This is a genomic window from Paucibacter sp. JuS9 (genome assembly GCF_044043925.2).
Lineage (GTDB): Bacteria > Pseudomonadota > Gammaproteobacteria > Burkholderiales > Burkholderiaceae_C > JAUASW01.
Map to the genome: position 1 here is coordinate 1,811,256 of NZ_CP194172.1, position 18,003 is coordinate 1,829,258.

Sequence of the window (18,003 nt, forward strand, 5' to 3'; positions counted from 1 at the left end):
CGCAGACCCGTGTTTTGCGGCCTTCTTTTGTCATGAGCTTCGCAATGAACTGCCCTGCTTACAAGAACACGAGAACCAAGTGGATTGATCTTGAGCCTTGTCCGCCTGTGTTCCGACGAGTGCCCAGTTGCCGACCTATCTAGGAAAGTGAAATCGCAATGAGCCAATCTCAGAAGCTTCGCCTGGATCTGCCTCTGCTGCTACCAGACATTCCGGATGCCCAGGATGTCTGCGTCATCCGGTTGCAAGAGCGCATGACCGGACGACCCGGCGTCGCGCAGGCCCATGTGGTCGGCGTGGATGAAGGCAAGCCGCAGCTCTGCGTCCACTACGACCCTGAGGTGATCTCGGTGGCCAGGCTGCGTGAGCTGGTGATCTCTTCAGGTCTTGAGATCACTGACAGGTATGCGCACTTTGTGGGCACGGTGCCCGGCCCGTTGCATGCGCGTGCGGCCGAACGCATTGCCAGCCAGCTTCGTGCGCTGACCGGCGTAATCGAAGCCGAAGTGTCGGCAGCCGGTGCCATGCGCATCGAGTACGACCGAACCGCAGTCGATCTTGCAGACATGCACAAGAGGCTCAATGCACTTGGCGTTGCCGTAAGCGCTGTTGAGAAGCGTTCGGGCGGGGTCGGCAGCTCGTCGACGGTTCGCCAGGCTGACGCCGGGGACGGCCACGACCACGGCAATGGCCACGATCAAGAAGACGATCGCAAAGAGGACAACAAGGACCATAAGGGCCACAGACACGACAAAGACCACGGCGAGGGTGAAGAAGGCCATGACCATGGCGGCCCCTTCGGCGAGAAGTCCGAGGTCATCTTTGCTGCAATCGCTGGCGGGCTGCTTCTGGCTGGATGGCTGTGTGGTCGAAGCATGCTGTTCCCTAGCTGGCTGCCGACTGCTCTTTACGCTGCCTCCTACGTCTTTGGCGGCTTCTTCACGGTCAAAGAGGCCATCGAGAACTTGCGCGCTCGGCGCTTTGAGATCGATACCCTCATGCTCGTCGCTGCTGCCGGTGCCGCGGCTTTGGGCGAATGGGGCGAAGGAGCGCTGCTGCTCTTCTTGTTCAGCCTTGGACACTCGCTGGAGCACTATGCAATGGGTCGTGCTCGGCGCGCCATTGAGGCCTTGGCCAAGCTGGCACCTGAAACCGCCACGGTCCGCCGCGGCACGGGTGCCGAAGTCGTTCCTTTGAGCCAGCTGCTAGTGGGCGACGTCGTGATCGTGAAGCCAAATGAACGCCTGCCGGCAGATGGCGCAGTCGTCGTGGGGACCTCGAGCATCAACCAGGCACCTGTCACTGGGGAGAGCGTGCCTGTCGACAAGAAGCCGGTGGAGAACGGGCAAGCAGCAATCGAGGGATTCGAGCGCTTGCCGGCGGAGAACCGGGTGTTTGCGGGCACGATCAATGGCGCTGGCGCCATTGAGGTGATGGTGGCTCGCAAGTCAGACCAATCGACGATGGCTCGCGTGGTCAAGATGGTGACCGAGGCAGAAGCTCAACGCTCGCCCACCCAGCAGTTCACTGAGAAGTTCGAGCGCATTTTTGTACCTGCGGTGCTCGCACTGGTCGTGCTGCTGATGTTCGCCGGGCTCGTGATCGATGAGCCGTTCTCAGCAACCTTCTATCGGGCGATGGCTGTGCTGGTTGCAGCCAGTCCTTGCGCGCTTGCGATCTCGGTGCCCAGCGCGGTTCTCAGTGGAGTGGCGCGAGCCGCGCGCGGCGGCGTGCTCGTCAAGGGCGGCGGACCCTTGGAGAACCTTGGCACGCTCACATCCATCGCTTTCGACAAGACTGGCACGCTGACTGAGGGCAAGCCCAAGCTCACCGACGCGGTTCCAGCTCAAGGGGTGCCCGAGGCCGAGCTGCTGGCAGTAGCGCTTGCCGTGGAAGAACACAGCGACCACCCACTGGCGGCCGCGATCGTCAGCGGCGCCAAGGAGCGGCTGGGCGACAAGGTAGAGCTTCTGCAGGCCTCCGACGTCAAGGGCATCACCGGCCGCGGCGTGCAGGCCCAGATGGGCGGAGAGACGGTGCATATCGGGAAGCCGGTCCTGTTCACTGAGCTGCCGGATTCCAAGGTGCCGGGGGACGTCGACGAGGCGAACGCCAAGCTCGTGGCCGCTGGGCGCACGACCATGATCGTGCGTAAGGGCGGGCGCTTCTTGGGTGTCATCGGCGTCATGGACACGCCGCGCCCTGTCGCCGGTCAGGTGATGGGCGAGCTGCGCAAGCTCGGCATCGAGCGGCTCATCATGATCTCTGGCGACAACCAGAAGGTCGCCGAGGCTGTGGCGCAGACCGTGGGCCTCACCGAGGCTCGCGGTGACCTGATGCCCGAGCAGAAGGTCGAGGAGATCAAGAAGCTTCGCACCGAGCACGGCAAGGTTGCAATGGTGGGCGACGGCGTCAATGATGCGCCCGCCATGGCCAATGCAACTGTGGGCATCGCGATGGGCGCCGCCGGATCCGATGTGGCCCTGGAAACCGCCGACGTGGCACTGATGGCAGACGACTTGGCGCAACTGCCGTTTGCAGTGGGCCTGTCGCGAAGCACGAGCCGGATCATCAAGCAGAACCTGTGGGTGAGCTTGGGCGTCGTTGCCGTTCTGATTCCGGCCACGATCCTGGGGTTGAACATGGGGACCGCCGTGATCTTCCATGAGGGGTCCACGTTGCTGGTGGTCATCAACGCGCTGCGTTTGCTGGCCTACAAGCCATTCGACAAGAGCACGAAGCCGGGCGAGCCAGCCGGCGAGTCCGCGAAGGCGGCGTGAGGCGGCCATGACCTCGAACGACAACGGACAGCCGCCGGCACAGGCTGCGCGGGCCATTGATGACGACGGCGACTTGACGGACATGCTGGGCGAGTTGCGAGTGCTGCTGCCGACCGCCCAGCTGCTGTCCGCGTTCCTGATCGCGGTTCCCTTTGCACCCGGATTCCGCAGCATCGTCCAGGCGGAAAAGAACGTCTTCTTGGCGACGTTCATGCTGTCGGTCGCGAGCCTGGTGCTCTTCACCGCGCCTGCGGTCCAGCACCGGTTGATGCGGCCATTGCGCCAGCGTGCCAGCTTCAAGGCGCGCGCCAGCAAGCAGATGCTGGTCGGCGCGGCTTTGCTGGCGGCTGCGCTGGTACTGGCAACCCAGTTCGTGCTGTCCGAAGTGCTTGGCCACGCCGTCGGCAATGTGGCCGCCGGCGTCGTCGGTGCGCTCATCAGTACGATGTGGTTGCTAGTGCCGCTGGCCTGGAACCGAAGGCAGGCTGCATGAGCGCGCAGCCGCAGCCGCTGTCGCTGCTCGGCGTCATGATGTGCGCGGCGGTGCCGGCTGCCGCTGTGGTACTGGGCGGCGTCGTGGCCGTGGTGCGAACGCCAGGGCCGAAGGTACAAAGTGCCGTTCAACACATTGCAGCCGGCGTGCTGTTCGCGGCGCTCGCGACGGAACTGCTGCCGGACGTCATCCACCGGCGCCTGCCGTGGGTCACCTTCGGGGGCTTTGCACTGGGCGTGGTCGCCATGCTGCTGCTCAAGGCGCTGGCCAAGCGGCTGGAAGAGCGCGAGGAGCCAGGGGAAGAAACACCCCAGTCAGGGCTACCCACCAGCCTGCTGCTGGCGTCAGCGCTGGACATTTCGCTGGATGGCTTGCTGATCGGTGTGAGCTTTGCGGCCGGGGAGCGGCAAGGCCTCCTCATCACTATTGCGATGACGCTTGAAGTACTTTTCCTTGGGGTAGCCACGGCAGCAGCGATGCGCGGGCCGAGGGCCGGCAGACTGGTGCTGGCAACCACGATTTCCTTCGCGGTGCTGCTCACCGCGGGCGCGGGCATCGGGGCGTACTTCCTGGCCGCAGCCAGCCCCATCGTGCTGGATGGCGTACTGTCATTTGGTGTCGCGGCGCTGCTTTACCTGGTCACCGAAGAACTACTGACCGAGGCACATGAGGTCGACGAGACACCGGTGTTGACGTCGATGTTTTTTGTGGGTTTCCTGGCGCTGTTGACGATCGAAATGATGGTGTGAGCAGGGATCGGCACTGACTCACGGCCCCGGTCCGCGAGGGGATTCGGTTTCGCTCGCTCGATCGCTGCCGTCGGCGTGGGGATCCTCGAGGCTTTGAGCGCGTCGATCTGGCTGCGTCTTGGCGTTGGCGTGGCCCGGACTGTCCTCAGGCTGCGGAACAGCCGGCGCGTCCGAAGGCTTGTCGGGCTCTGTCGGAAGCTTGACGGGGGATTTCTCGTGATCTCCAGGCACAGAACCTGGGCTCGGGGCTTGAGGATTCATCTTCGACTCCATGCGGGGCTGTCTGACATTGAAAATGTTGCCAGCGGGCGTCGCAGGCACCTTGTCGTGGAAGTTAAGGGCAGGCGACGTGCCACCTCGTGGACAAGCAACTGTTTGACAAGGCATAGCGCGTGGCAGCGGCCGACAAGGTTGTCGATATCGACAACGGTCCGGCATACACATTCCAGCTGGGGGCCATACCGGTATTGTTTTGCCGCCAAACTTCCAACTACTTGCGCCGCCAGACTTTCACTGCCGAGTTGAGCAAGACCATCGCTCCCCCTTGAACGCCGCACGTCGACCATTGGAGCTTTGTGTTGGCGGAAATTTGGCTGACACTTGAACACTGTCGACGACATCGTTGCTGCGTTGCTTGAACGCAATGCATGCTGCTTGCTTGAGGATCGACTCTGGGACGAGATGCCCCCAATAGGACATGAGTTCGCATGTCCTGATTTTGAACGGCTGGTGGAGGCAGATTCTCGGAGCGCGCTTGGCTTTTTCGAGCCAGAACGGCGCGTGGGAATTCATGAGGGAAAGCTCATCGTGCCGGAGAGCTTCGACGACATGCTTCCGGAAAACGTACTTCGAGACTTCGAAGGTGCGGACTCACCCGAGTTGGCCTGAGCCGCGCTGAGCACATGCTCGAGTCAATCTGAACAGCTGAACGAAGCCGTCACAAAGGCTGCATCTGAGAAACCAAAAGTGGCCGACGTTGGCGGTTGCGAAATTTCAGACGAGCGACGCTCCTTGCATTGCACAACCCTGCAGAGAAAGGCTCTTCATGTTTGAACTTCGCCGGTTAGCACTTGGAGGGATGCTACTCGCATCCTGGGCAATAGCCAGCGCCTCAGATTCGCGCGGTCCGGCAAGCTGCGCCTCCTTAGCAGACTTGGCTGTCATGTACCAAGTCGGTAATGCGGTGCGCGCCGCTTACCCCTATGAGGTAGATCCCAAATCGCCAGAAGCGGTCAAGGCCGCAGACCGGATCATGGTCGTTGATAGACAGAACACGGCGCACCTGCGCTCGTGGCTGCAGCGCTGTGGGTGGCCCGATGCCAGGAAGGTCGGCGAAGCAACGGAGGGGATGGTCTGGTCCTTAGTGCAGCATGCCGACCAGGATCGTCCGTTCCAGCAGATGGCGAGCAGTCTGCTCAAACGCCAGGTGTTGCGAGGAGGTGCGCCCGCGATCCATCTCGCTTACCTGGAAGACCGAATTGCCATCGGGACAGGCCAACGGCAACTCTATGGCACGCAACTTGAGGTGAACGGTGAGTGTTCGATCGAACTTCTTCCGATCGACAGCCAGCTCAAGGTTGACATTCGACGCAAGGAGGTCGGTATGGACCCATTGAGTAGCTACGTGGCACAGGTGCGCGCCACTATGCTGCCGGAAAAGTGCCGCACAGTGGAACGACCGGCTCCATGAACTGCTCCTGTTGGTCGAACATGCTGGCACGGTGTTACTCGTTCACCTTACCGTAGCTGCGGGCGACCAGCAAGCCTGGCGCTTACGGGCAAGTCCGCTGGAAAGGAAATCCAGGTCGTGCCATTGTGATGGGCACAAATTGCGCTAGACCGCCAATGCGAATCGCCATTGCCCCAGCTGCTTCCGACGAGGCACCGATTGTTTCCGGCCTTCTGATGGAGGCGGCGGAATGGCTCCGCGTATGCGGACATGAGATGTGGCTGAGCCACGAAGTCTCAGTCGAGCGAGTTGCACCTGATGTTGAGATGGGAAGTTTCCTTGTCGCACGAATGGGCATGATTCCTGTTGGAGTCGTGAAGTACCAAACCAGCGATGAACTGTTCTGGCCAGACGTTGCATCAAACAGTTCCTCCTTCATCCACCGCCTAGCTGTAGCGAGGAGCTGGTCGGGGCGGGGCATTTCAACTGCGCTCATCGACTATGCGGCCGACTTGGCGAGGCGCGATGGACGCGAGTGGTTGAGACTTGATTGCTCTTCGGAGCGAGCGCAGTTGCGGAACTTCTATGAGCGGGTTGGCTTCCGGCATTGCGGCTTTCGCCAGGTCAATGAATGGCATGTGGCCCTCTACGAGCGCCCTACCATCCCGCTGATAGCGGATGTTCGTGGTGGCCACTCTAGTGGCAGGCCATGCCGCTCCGAGAAGCGGTCGGCGACCTAAGGATTCTGGACATCAAATGACGAGAGCGAATGCTCGTCGTGTTGAGCCATCACGGTCCATGGCGCAACCTTCCAAGGTCCGCAGCTGTGCCGGGGCTACTGCTGCGACTACCGGCGGGCCCGGCCAGTGCCCAGCCGTCGAGAATTCTTCAATGAAGAGTTTTGGACTTCGATTCCAGCCGTAGTGGGAGCAGTCGAAGCCTGCACGACGCTGGTGAATCTGACCTGCCCGGATTCTCCGAGACATTGATATCTAGGAAGATGGCTCCCGCCCGAAGAGGAGCCTATGAAGAAGAGTCGATTCACCGAAGAGCAGATGGTCGCGATCCTGCGCGAAGCGGACCGCACCACGGTGGCCGAGGTAGCCAAGAAGCACAAGGTCAGCGCACCCACGATTTACGCTTGGCGCAAGCACTTCGGCCAATTGGACGTGGCCGACGTCAAGCGGCTCAAGGCCTTGGAGCTTGAGAACAGCCGGCTCAAGAAGCTGCTGGCTGAAGCCGCGCTGGACAACGCGATCCTGAAGGAGCTCAACGCAAAAAAATGGTGAGCCCGCTGGCTCGACGCGAACAACTGGCCTTCGTGCGCGCACGGGGCCTGAGTCTGCGCCGAGCTTGCGGGCTCATCGGCATGTCGCGTGCCACGCCCAGCTACGAGCTGCGCATGCCGGCCAAGGATGCGCCGGTTCTCGCGGCGATGAAGGAACTCTCGGCCCAGTACCCGCGCTACGGCTACCGCCGCATCCGCGTGTTCCTGCGCCGCAAGGGCTTCGAGCTGAGTTGGTCGCGCACGCATCGGCTGTGGCGCCAGGCGGGCCTGCTGGTGCCCAGGAAGCGGCCACGCAAGCGCATCGCGTCGGTGCGGCCTCGTATCCACACCCCGTTCAAAGCCAACATGGTCTGGGCCTATGACTTCGTCTTCGACACCACGGCCAGCGGCCAGCAGATCAAGTGCCTGACGGTCGTGGACGAGTACACCCGCGAGTGCCTGGCCATCGACGTGGCTGGAGCCATCCGCTCCAAGCGAGTGATCGAGGTGCTGTCGCGTTTGGTCAGCCTGCACGGGGCGCCGCTGTTCATGCGCTCTGACAACGGGCCGGAGTTTGTCAGCCAGGCCATCCTGGAATGGATCTCGGGCGCCGGCATCGCCACCGTGCTCAACGATCCCGGCAAGCCCTGGCAGAACGGCACCGACGAGAGCTTCAACGGCAAGTTCCGCGACGAGTGCCTGTCCATCGAGTGGTTCCGCTCGCGCCGCGAGGCCGCCGTGATCATCGAAACCTGGCGCAACCACTACAACGAGATCCGCCCCCACAGCAGCCTGCAATACTTGACCCCGGTGGAGTTCAAGCAGCAACTCCGCCAAGACCTGCAACCCGCCGTCTTCTAGGAATAACTGTCTCGATTAAGCCGATCAGGTCAAATCACGGGTAGCTCTATTACTTTGGTATTTTTCCCCTTCAAACTACCGATGCTCACCACCATTAGCCATCGCGTTGAATAACAACATATTAAGCAATCTCAAAAGTACGTTCATTTTTCCAACTTGACGCAACTTACGTGGTACGTAACACTGGCGATACGTAACACATACGAAATTGGTGGCAGACATGGCGCGACCAGGCATCAGCAAGGGTGAAGTCCAACGAGCGCGGCTGGCGGTGATGCGGGCCGGCAAGCATCCGTCCATCGACTCCATCCGGATCGAACTCGGGAACACCGGGTCCAAGGCGACCATCTTTAGGTTCCTGAAGGAAATCGAGGCTGACGAGGGCGGCTCTGGCTTGCCACAGGGCTCCATCAGCGACGAGCTGCAGGCCTTCGTCACCAACATCGCTTCCCGTCTGGAGTTCGAGTCTCAGGAGCGCATCCACGTGCTCAAGGCGGGTCATGCTGACGAGGTGCGTCGGCTCAACGAAGCGTTGACGACGGCAAGAGGGGAAGCCAAGGCCTTTCGCACCGAGGCCGAGCGCAGCCAAGTGGAGCTGTCGCAAGAGAAGGCGGCGCGGCAACGCACCGAAGCCGACTTGGCAGAGCTGAGGCTCGTGCATCGGGAGACCAGCACGCAGCTGGCTAGCCTCCAGGAGCAATTGAAGGCCGCCCAGGGCCATGCGATATCGCTGGAAGAAAAGCACGTCCACGCGCGCGAATCCCTTGAGCACTTCCGCGTCGCGTCGAAGGAGCAGCGCGACCGTGAGGCTCGGCAGCACGAGCAGCAGCTTCAGTACCTGCAACGCGAAGTGGCGACGGCAACAGAAGTGCTGACCGGCAAGCAAGGCGAGCTTCGGACCGCATTGCAAGAGAAGGTGGATGCGCTTGCGCTGCTCGCTGGCGCCCGCGCTGAACGCCGCCAAGTCGACGAGCAACTGCGAGAACTCAAGTCGGCGGCCGAGAGGCTGGCCGTACAGACCCAAGCGGTCGATGATCTGCGTGCACAGGCGCTGCAAGCCAGTCAGCAGTACGAAACGCTCCGGGCACGGTCAGGCGAACTGGAGCAGCGCAATGCGGAGCTCGAGCGGCTGCTGGCTGCGGCGAACGCCTCAGCGCAGTCCCAGGAACAACTGGTCCGGGAAGTACTCTCGCGCATCAGCCAAGTCAGCAGTGCGCCGGCCACGGGCAGGGCGCGGGGCAAGACCGGCACGACGACTTAGGGTATGGCAACGAACTTCAGTACCGATCCCGACCAGATGGTCGGCGGCCCAGCTGACGCACCGGCGGCCCTGGCTGCGGTGGCCAAGTCAATTGGCGACCTGGATGAACTCGTGACACTGATTGGCCGTGGGCTGTCGCGTGCGAAACCCTGGCAGAGGCAGTTGGGCAACCAATTGGCAGAGATTGACCGGTTGCTTCAAATCCTGCGGATGACCGTGGCCATGGAGCGGGCCGACGCAGAAATCCTGGGAGCGGCCGATGTGTTGTGTGCCCAGTGCCGCAAGGCCGGTACGCTCATTGTCGGTAGTCGCTCGGATCTCACCACGAAGGCAGCCGTTCGCCTGATCGCCGACCTGGCCAACAAGGTTCGCCATGAACTGAAACTGGCGCAAGGCCACGGTCCAATGTTCTGAATTTCTGAAATTCCCAGACGACTTGCATGCATCCAGTTGGCAGAGCACTGGTAGCCAGGCGCATAAGACGGGGCGAATCAGATTTGTTGACCCAATAGTCAAACTTTGATCGGTCCCAACAGTCGAGGCGATGGCGGCCTCGCGGAGTTTTCTGAAAGACTGGCTACTTCGGTAACGGGATCATCGGACCTGTCACGACAAGTGTGCCGTCATACCGGTCCGCGCGGAAGATAACGCGATCTCCGTTTTTTGCCCGCAGCACAACGTTTGGGTTGTGGTAGCGGAAGATGGTGCGCTTTGCAGGCAAGTGCAGGTAGGGAATCGGTTCATGCTTCAGTTCCACCGTTCCGCGCTCCTGATCGATCTTGACGACTTCGCCTCGGATGGGATCGGAGGCTAGCGGCTCGGCCACGCCCGCCGAGCTGATCAGCGTTACGGCGGCAGCAACCAGGCTTCCTAGCAGATGACGGCGGTTCAGCATGTGGACGTGGCCTTATGTGAAAGATATCCCCGTGAACAAAACGACCCCTGAGCGTACGACGTCGGTTGCGCGCGACCCAGCGGTGGATGATGAGATCAAGCTGCGATAGCAGACGCGGGCCGCGATGCCCCTCGTGCGGTATCTTAATGTGAAAAGTTTCCGCTAAGCAGGTCGCCTCCTGAAGGCCTTCACCATGTCGGCGGTCCTGCAAACCAACATCATCCCGACTTGGCATCCGATCCAAGGGGGGCTCAGAATTTCTAAATTTCCTAAGCCCGACAAATACTTACGCTCGATTTAGCGTGGAATTGCATGAATGCCGGCCGACCCTCATGAACTGGTGGTCGTAGGCCCGGGCCGCGGACAGCGCACGCGGCAGATCCTGCAGCACCTGGCGCACAAGCAAAGGTGCAAAGCGAAGCTGCTTGATGGTGAGCTGGCCGGCGCCGTCGTCCTTGCGCTGAATCTCCACTTCCACCATGGCGCCGGTGCGCCAATCAACGGCCTGCTCGCCGATCACAGGCGGCTGCAGCTTCACGTTGAGCAAGCGCTGCTGAAGAACTTCGATGAAACCGGCAGGCACCTGCCCGTCGATATTGCGAAACTCCACCACTCGGGCCTGCCCGGTCAGATCAAAGTGCATCACGGCTCGCAACCAGACGCGCCGGTCGGCTTCGGCCGAAGCCACCGGTCGCCGATCGCCCGCGTCGAAGGCCTTTACCGGGGCCGGCTGCCCCAGCCCCAAGCAGATCAGGCTCAGCCATGCGCAGAGCCGCGTTGGCACGCCGATGACTCGTTGGTCCATGCTTGCTTTCTCCCTGATCGATGCATTGTCGAACCTGCCCAGTTTAGCCACGCAAGCCCCTGTCTTTGGTCACTTTTGCGAGGGGCCGCTATGCTCACGCGCCGCCCGTTTCTTTCCACACTGTTCCAACCACGAAAGAGCTGTCTCATGATCACTTTCGCTGTCCAGTCCGCGCCGCGCCACCCGCGCCTGAGCCTGCTGGCCGCCGCCCTGACCCTGGGCTTGAACCTCGGCGCCAACGCGCAAAATGCCCAGACCACCGCGCCAGCCGCAGATGCGGCCTCGGCCGCCAGCGCCGCCAAGAAGCCGGCCTGGAGCGTCAACAACCCGCCCGGCCCGAGCAAGACCGTCAACATCGATGTGCGCACGGGCAGCTGGATGAGCGTGGACGTGAGCCCGGACGGCAAGACCGTGGTGTTCGACCTGCTGGGCGACCTCTACACCCTGCCCATTGGCGGCGGCGAGGCCAAGGCCTTGACGCATTCGATGGCCTGGGAGCACCAGGCCCGCTGGTCGCCAGACGGCAAGCAGATCGCTTTCCTGAGCGACGCGGGCGGTGGCGACAACGTCTGGCTGATGAACGCCGACGGCACTGGCGCGAAGGCCGTGACCAAGGAAGATTTCCGCCTCCTGAACAACCCCGTCTGGCATCCGAACGGCAAGTACCTGCTGGCTCGCAAGCATTACACCGGCACCCGCTCGGCCGGCTCCGGCGAAATCTGGATGTACCACGTGGACGGCGGCAAGGGCGTGCAGCTGAATGAGAAGCCGAACTGGCAGAAGGACCTGGGCGAGCCGGCCATCTCGCCCGACGGCAAGTACCTCTACTACTCGAACGACGCCACGCCGGGCCGCGTGTTCGAGTACAACAAGGACAGCAATGGCGAGATCTTCAAGATCTTCCGCCAGGACCTGCGGGACGGCTCCACCGAAGCATTTGTGCAGGGCGCCGGTGGCGCGGTTCGCCCGACGCCCTCTCCCGATGGCAAGTACCTGGCCTTTGTGCGCCGCGTTCGCAACCAGAGCACCCTCTTCCTGAAGGACCTGCAGACCGGCCGCGAGTTCGCCGCCTGGGGCCACCTGGAGCGCGACCTGCAGGAAGCCTGGTCGGTCTACGGCGTGTACCCGTCGTTCGCCTGGACGCCAGACGCGAAGAACATCGTCGTCTGGGCGCAAGGCAAGCTCTGGCAAGTCGATCCGTTCAAGGGTTCGGCCAGCGAGATCGCTTTCCACGTGAAGGACACGCGTGAAGTGCGCGAGGCCGTGCGCGTGCCGCAGGTGGTGGCGCCGGACGAGTTCGAGGTCAAGCAACTGCGCTGGGTCAGCGTTTCGCCAGACGGCAAGAATGTCGTCTATTCAGCTATGGGCCATCTCTACATCAAGGACCTGGCGGGCAACAATCAGCCACGCCGCCTGACCAAGCAGGCTGAGGCCTTCGAGTTCTATCCGAGCTTCTCGCGCGACAGCAAGGAGCTGGTGTTCGTGACCTGGAACGACGAGAAGCTGGGCAGCGTGCGCAAGCTCGACATCGCCAGCGGCCGCGAAACCGTGCTGACCACCGCGCCGGGCAAGTACCTGTCGCCGCGCTTCTCGCCGGATGGCAAGAGCGTGGTGTTCAGCAAGTCGCGCGGCGGCTACCTGACGACGCCCTGGCATGGCCTGGAAACCGGCATCTTCATCGTCTCGGCCGACGGCAAGGGCACGCCCAAGCTCGTGACCAAGAGCGGCGACACGCCGCAGTTCGCCGCCAGCAACGAGCAGCTCTTCGTCAACCGCAGCCAGTCGACCAGCGAGGTGGACAGCGTCCGCAAGCTGGTCCGCATCGACCTGAACGACCGCAGCGAAGTCGAGATCGCCCGCAACGACAACGGCGCCGACTATGCGGTCTCGCCTGATGGCCAGTGGCTCGGATTCACCGAGCGCTTCCACGCCTACGTGACGCCCCTGCCCCAGACCGGAAAGGCCATCACCGTCGGCCCCAGGATGGACGCGCTGCCCGTGCGCCAGCTGGACGTGAACGCGGCGGACGGCATGCACTGGTCGGGCGACAGCCAGAAGCTGCATTTTTCGATGGGCAATGAGCTGTTCACCACGCCGCTGTCGGCAGCATTCGCTGCGGGCGCAGACGGCAAGGCCAGCTACAAGGCCAGCGAGAACGGCGTGAAGATCGGCTTCATGCAGGCGGCCGACAAGCCGAGCGGCAAGATCGCCATCACTGGCGCCCGCATTGCCACGATGCGTGGCAACGAGGTGATCGAAGACGGCGTGATCGTCATCGACGGCAATCGCATCGCCGCTGTCGGCCGGGCCGGCCAGGTCGCCGTGCCGGCCGGCGCCAAGACCGTGGACGCCAAAGGCAAGACCATCGTGCCGGGCTTCGTCGACGCGCACTGGCACGGCGGCATGGGCGAGAGCGCGCTGATCCCGCAGCAGAGCTGGGTCAACTACGCCTCGCTCGCCTTCGGCCTGACGACGATCCACGACCCCAGCAACAGCAGCGGCGAGATCTTCACGCAGTCTGAGATGCAGCGCGCCGGCCTGGTGGTCGGCCCGCGCATCTATTCGACCGGCACCATCCTCTACGGCGCCAAGACGTCCTTCACCGCGGTCATCAACAACTACGACGACGCGCTGACGCACCTCAAGCGCATGAAGGCCAATGGCGCCATCAGCGTGAAGAGCTACCAGCAGCCTCGCCGCGAGCAGCGCCAGCAGGTGATCGAGGCCGCGCGCCAGACCGGAATGATGGTGGTGCCCGAAGGCGGCTCGATGTTCCAGCTCAATATGAGCATGGTGGTTGACGGGCATACCGGCGTCGAACATGCCTTGCCGATTGCCAAGGTCTACGACGACGTGAAGCAGTTCTGGAGCCAGACGCAGGTCGGCTACACGCCAACGCTGAACGTGGCCTACGGCGGCCTGGACGGCGAGCACTACTGGTACTCGCGCACCGAGGTCTGGAAGCATCAGCTGCTGACCAAGTACGTGCCGCGCAGCGTGCTGGAACCGCGCAGCATCCGCCGCGTCACTGCACCCGAGGAAGACTTCAACGTCATCCAGGTGGCCAAGACGGCGACCGAGCTGCAGCGCACCGGTGTGCAGACCAATATCGGTGCCCACGGCCAGCGCGAAGGCCTCGGTGCGCACTGGGAAATGTGGATGTTCGGCCTCGGCGGCATGAACTCGCTGGAAGCGCTGCGCAGCGCCACCATCAACCCGGCGCGCTACCTCGGCCTGGACAAGGACATCGGCTCGCTGGAGGCCGGCAAGCTGGCTGACCTGGTGATCATCGAGGGCGATGTGCTCAAGGACATCCGCCAGAGCGACCGCATCAGCCACGTGATGATCAACGGCCGCCTGTACGAGGCTGGGACGATGAATGAAGTGGTCTCGCGCAACAAGCCGCGCAAGCCCTTCTTCTTCGACGGCGCTGATGCCAAGGGCATGCCGGTGGACCTGGAGCTGACTGGTCACGGTCACGGCAGCCACGGCGACTGAGTTCGGCGCGAGCGAAAAAACAGGGCGGGGCCTTGCGGCGCCCGCCCTGTCAACTTCTTCGTCGTCAATTCATCAAGATCAGCCGATGCGCACCGGCACGAAGATCTTCTCGCGGCCCCGCTGAACCAGCAGCGCGACGGACTTGCCTGAATCGGCCACGGCCGCCCTCACCTGCTCCACGCTGGTGACCGGGCTGCCATTCACGGCCAGCAGCACGTCGCCGGCCCGAACGCCGGCCATGGCGGCCGGTCCCGCAGCATCCTGCACCAGCAGGCCATCGCGGGCACCGCTCTGGCGGCGCTCATCCGGCTGCAAAGGCCGCAGGGCCAGGCCCAGCTTGCCTTGCGGCGCGCCGGCCTCGTCGTCCTCACCCTCGGCAAGCTGCTCACCCTTGGCGTTGGCATCACCCAGCTTGGCCGAGATGCTCTCGCGCTTGCCCTTGCGCCAGACTTCCAGCTTCACCTGCTCGCCCGGCACCCTTTGGCCAAGCATGGCCGGCAGATCGCTGCTCGCAACGATGGGCTGCTCGTCGAGCTTCAGGATCACATCACCCGAGCGCAGGCCGGCCTTCGAGGCCGGACCGCCCTCCTCCACCGAGGCGACCAGCGCGCCCTCGGGCTTGTCGAGCTTGAAGGAATCAGCAAAGCCCTGGTTCACGTCCTGGATCACCACGCCCAGCCGCGCATGCTGCGGCTTGCCGCCCTTCTCGATCTGCTGCTGAACGCGCTTGGCCACTTCGATCGGAATGGCGAAGGACAGGCCCTGGTAGCCACCATTCTGGCTGTAGATCTGCGAGTTGATGCCCACGACCTCGCCGCGCGTGTTGAACAGCGGGCCACCGGAATTTCCGGGGTTGATCGCCACGTCGGTCTGGATGAAGGGCACAAAGCTTTCCTGCGGCAGGGCACGGCCCTTGGCGCTCACCACGCCAGCGCTGACGCTGTTCTCGAAGCCGAAGGGCGACCCGATGGCCAGCACCCATTCGCCCACGCGCAGGTCCTTGGTGGCGCCGAGTTGGACCACGGGCAGGTTCTTGGCCTCGATCTTCAACACGGCAACGTCGGTCTTGGGGTCGGTGCCCAACACCTTGGCGCGGAACTCGCGTCGGTCGGTCAGCTTGACGCTCACCTCCTGCGCGTCGCGCACCACGTGCGCATTGGTCAGGATCACGCCGTCGTCGCTGATGATGAAGCCTGAGCCCTGGCCGCGCATCGGCATCTGGCGCTGGCCTGGCTGGTTCGGGATCTGGAAGCGGCGGAAGAACTCGCTGAACGGATCGTCCTCGTCGAACTGCGGTTGCTGTTGACGGCGGTTTGCTGTCGCCTTGACCGCGCCGGTCACACTGATGTTGACGACGGCAGCGCCCTGCTTGGCCGCGATGGCTGCAAAGTCGGGCAGGGTCACGAGATTGCCCTGCACCGCCGTTGCTGGCGCAGCTGCTGCAACAGGCGTTGCCACGGCCGCTGCGACCACCGCGGGCGCGGCCGCAGCGCTTGTCTTCAAGCCGGCTGCAGCGCTTTGCATGACCAGCGCTCCCGAACCCAGGCCCAGCACACCACCGGCGGCCAGGGCCCAGACCAGGCGCTTGGCCGGAATCAGTCGTTGACTCTTGTTCATGGCAATCCTCTCTGGAAGAAAGTGAAGGGATGCCGTGAACTTTGAAGCTCAAGACTTAGGCGTGTCTTAAATCGGCCAGTGGCATGCGCAAGCAAACGTCCAGGCCACCGAGCCGCGGCGACGACGACAGCGAGAGCCGGGCGCCGTGCCGCTCGGCAATGGCACGAACAATGGCCAGCCCGAGGCCTGCGCCGCCGGCCTGCGCCTGACCCTGGCCGCGATAAAAGCGGTCGAACACGCGCTCACGCTCCCCGGGCGATATTCCAGGGCCGCTGTCCTCCACGCAAAGCACGGCTTGCCGGCCTTCGAGCCGCAAGCTCAGGTCGACCCTGGAGCCAGGCGGGCTGTACTTGATTGCGTTGTCCAACAGGTTGCGCACCAGGATGCGCAATGCTTCGGGCTGGCCTTGCACCGTTGCAAGCTCGCTGGCGGCCAATCCGATGTCGATGCTGCGCAATTGCGCGGCCTGGCTGGCTTCGACCACGGCATCGCGACACAGGGCTTCCAGATCCACAGGCTTCATGAGCTGCGGCTCGCGGCCCTCGGCGCGCGCCAGCAGCAGCAGTTGTTCGATCAAGTGACTGGCACGCTCGATGCCGGCCGACAAGCGTTGCGTGGCAAGTTCACGATCCGCGACTGACTCGGCCCGTTGCAAGCCCTGAAGTTGCAGCTTCAAGGCGGCCAGGGGCGAGCGCAACTCGTGCGCAGCATCGGCCACGAAATGCTCTTGCGCCTCGAAGGCGCCGCGCACCCGCTCAAGGAGCGAATTCATCTCGCGCACCAGCGGCTGCACCTCGGCCGGCAGCTCTTCCTCAGGCAATGGCGAAAGCTCCTCCACCTTGCGCGCAGCCAACTGCGAGCGCACCCGCGCCACCGGCACCAGGGAGCTGCTGACCACCCACCAGACCACGAGCGCGAGGATGGGCAGCATCATCGCAATCGGCGCCACGGTGCGCAGTGCCAGCTGGCTGGCCATGCGTCGACGCACCGAAAGGTCTTGCGCGACTTGCACGACCTGGTAGCGCGTCTGCATCGAGAACACGCGGTAGCGCTTGCCGCGCGACTCGACCTCGGAGAAGCCCAGCACCGCGCGCGCCGGCAGCCCGTCTTCACCTGGCGAGCGGAACAGCGGTGCGCCGTCCAAACCCCAGACCTGGACCAGGAAGTCGAAGCTGCGGTCTTCGCCCACCGGCACGCTCAAGGTGCCGCTGGCTGACGCACCGCCAAGGTTGCCGCGCAGCGAGAAGGCCATCTGCTGCATCTGGTAGTCGAAGATTTCATCGGTCTCGGCCAGGGCATTGCGGTAGGCGCTCAGGCCTTGCAGCAAGGCGGCCACCGACAGCAGGACGATCAGCGACACGATCAGTCGGTAGCGCAAGGAGCGCGGCATCAGGCCCCAGTCGAGCAGTTTGTTCATTCGCGCGGCACCCGGTAGCCCACGCCACGCACGTTTTCGATCAGGCCGGCGCCCAGCTTCTTGCGGATGCCATGGATGTAGACCTCGACCGCGTTGCTGGAGATCTCGTCCTTCCAGCTGTAGAGCTTTTCTTCAAGCTGCTGGCGCGAGAGCACGAGGCCCGGCCGTGCCAGCAGCGGCTCCAGCACCGCCCATTCGCGAGCCGACAGCGTCACTGGCCTGCCCTCAGCCAGCACTTCGCGGCTGACCGGGTTGATGCTGACGCCCTTGTGGCTGTAGACCGGCTCGGCCCGACCACTTGCACGGCGCAGCAAGGCGCGGATGCGCGCAAGCAGCTCGTCCAGGTCAAAAGGCTTGAGCACGTAGTCGTCGGCGCCCGCGTCCAGGCCGGCGATGCGCTGTTCCACCGCATCGCGGGCCGTCATGATCAGCACCGGCATCGCCTGCTTGCGGGCACGCAGCGAGCGCAGCACGCTCATGCCGTCCTTGCGTGGCAGGCCCAGGTCGAGCAGCACCAGGTCGTAGGCCTGCGCCTGCAGGGCGGCATCGGCCAGCTCGCCGTCGCGAACCCAGTCGACCGCATAGTCTTCGGCGCGCAGCAGGTCCAGCAGCTGCTCGCCGATCATTGAATCGTCCTCGACCAGAAGAATGCGCATGTTTGGGGGGCAATTCTGCATGGCCGCCTTAGGTG

At 63.4% G+C, this 18,003-nt stretch carries 15 protein-coding genes; 10 read left to right on the forward strand and 5 right to left on the reverse strand.

Translation table 11 applies throughout. From position 1 onward, the window contains the following. The first annotated feature begins 158 nt into the window (after positions 1–158). From ABT392_RS08020 to ABT392_RS08060, 9 genes are all read left to right on the forward strand, one after another. Positions 159–2,780, forward strand: a complete 2,622-nt coding sequence (locus ABT392_RS08020) for a heavy metal translocating P-type ATPase (protein ID WP_395386088.1) — start codon at positions 159–161, stop codon at positions 2,778–2,780. 7 nt (positions 2,781–2,787) lie between these two features. Continuing rightward, positions 2,788–3,273: a DUF6328 family protein gene (locus ABT392_RS08025; protein WP_395386087.1), complete on the forward strand. Its 486-nt coding sequence runs from the start codon at positions 2,788–2,790 to the stop codon at positions 3,271–3,273. Continuing rightward, positions 3,270–4,022, forward strand: a complete 753-nt coding sequence (locus ABT392_RS08030; protein ID WP_395386086.1) for a ZIP family metal transporter — start codon at positions 3,270–3,272, stop codon at positions 4,020–4,022. Before ABT392_RS08025 ends, ABT392_RS08030 begins: the two co-directional genes overlap by 4 nt. 600 nt (positions 4,023–4,622) lie before the next feature. Beyond that, positions 4,623–4,910 (forward strand): hypothetical protein, encoded by a 288-nt coding sequence (locus ABT392_RS08035; protein WP_395386085.1) that lies wholly within the window; start codon positions 4,623–4,625, stop codon positions 4,908–4,910. Positions 4,911–5,184: 274 nt separating this feature from the next. After that, the gene (locus tag ABT392_RS08040; protein ID WP_395386084.1) at positions 5,185–5,712 is read left to right on the forward strand and encodes a DUF6624 domain-containing protein; all 528 of its coding nucleotides are present in this window, start codon (positions 5,185–5,187) and stop codon (positions 5,710–5,712) included. A gap of 215 nt (positions 5,713–5,927) precedes the next feature. Then, positions 5,928–6,431 (forward strand): GNAT family N-acetyltransferase, encoded by a 504-nt coding sequence (locus ABT392_RS08045; RefSeq protein ID WP_464970981.1) that lies wholly within the window; start codon positions 5,928–5,930, stop codon positions 6,429–6,431. A 285-nt stretch (positions 6,432–6,716) separates the two neighbouring features. Then, positions 6,717–7,819 (forward strand): IS3 family transposase gene (locus ABT392_RS08050; RefSeq protein ID WP_395386082.1). Its coding sequence is split into 2 segments (ribosomal slippage): positions 6,717–6,975 and positions 6,975–7,819, totalling 1,104 coding nucleotides; the frame shifts between segments, so codons are not numbered across the junction. Positions 7,820–8,039: 220 nt separating this feature from the next. Continuing rightward, the gene (locus ABT392_RS08055) at positions 8,040–9,080 is read left to right on the forward strand and encodes a DNA-binding protein (RefSeq protein WP_395386081.1); all 1,041 of its coding nucleotides are present in this window, start codon (positions 8,040–8,042) and stop codon (positions 9,078–9,080) included. 3 nt (positions 9,081–9,083) lie between these two features. Further along, complete coding sequence (locus ABT392_RS08060; protein WP_395386079.1) at positions 9,084–9,494, forward strand: hypothetical protein; 411 nt, start codon at positions 9,084–9,086, stop codon at positions 9,492–9,494. 163 nt (positions 9,495–9,657) lie between these two features. Here ABT392_RS08060 and ABT392_RS08065 read toward each other — a convergent pair whose 3' ends face one another. Then, positions 9,658–9,975 (reverse strand): copper-binding protein, encoded by a 318-nt coding sequence (locus ABT392_RS08065; protein ID WP_395386078.1) that lies wholly within the window; start codon positions 9,973–9,975, stop codon positions 9,658–9,660. Positions 9,976–10,261: 286 nt separating this feature from the next. Then, a complete protein-coding gene (locus ABT392_RS08070; protein WP_395386077.1) occupies positions 10,262–10,831 on the reverse strand; it encodes a hypothetical protein in 570 nt (189 codons plus the stop codon). 96 nt (positions 10,832–10,927) lie between these two features. Between ABT392_RS08070 and ABT392_RS08075 the strand changes: the two genes are divergently transcribed. Next, positions 10,928–14,278 carry an amidohydrolase family protein gene (locus ABT392_RS08075; protein ID WP_395386076.1) on the forward strand — a complete coding sequence of 1,117 codons (3,351 nt, stop codon included), beginning with the start codon at positions 10,928–10,930 and terminating at the stop codon, positions 14,276–14,278. Positions 14,279–14,356: 78 nt separating this feature from the next. Here ABT392_RS08075 and ABT392_RS08080 read toward each other — a convergent pair whose 3' ends face one another. From ABT392_RS08080 to ABT392_RS08090, 3 genes are read right to left on the reverse strand one after another with little or no spacing between them, the layout of a single operon-like run. Beyond that, positions 14,357–15,895, reverse strand: coding sequence for a Do family serine endopeptidase (locus tag ABT392_RS08080; protein WP_395386075.1), 1,539 nt, complete (start codon positions 15,893–15,895; stop codon positions 14,357–14,359). Between the two features lie 55 nt (positions 15,896–15,950). Beyond that, the gene (locus tag ABT392_RS08085; protein WP_395386074.1) at positions 15,951–17,312 is read right to left on the reverse strand and encodes an ATP-binding protein; all 1,362 of its coding nucleotides are present in this window, start codon (positions 17,310–17,312) and stop codon (positions 15,951–15,953) included. Continuing rightward, on the reverse strand, positions 17,309–17,968 hold the full coding sequence (locus ABT392_RS08090; RefSeq protein ID WP_334276733.1) for a response regulator transcription factor: 660 nt from the start codon (positions 17,966–17,968) through the stop codon (positions 17,309–17,311). Before ABT392_RS08090 ends, ABT392_RS08085 begins: the two co-directional genes overlap by 4 nt. Between the last annotated feature and the right edge of the window lie 35 nt (positions 17,969–18,003).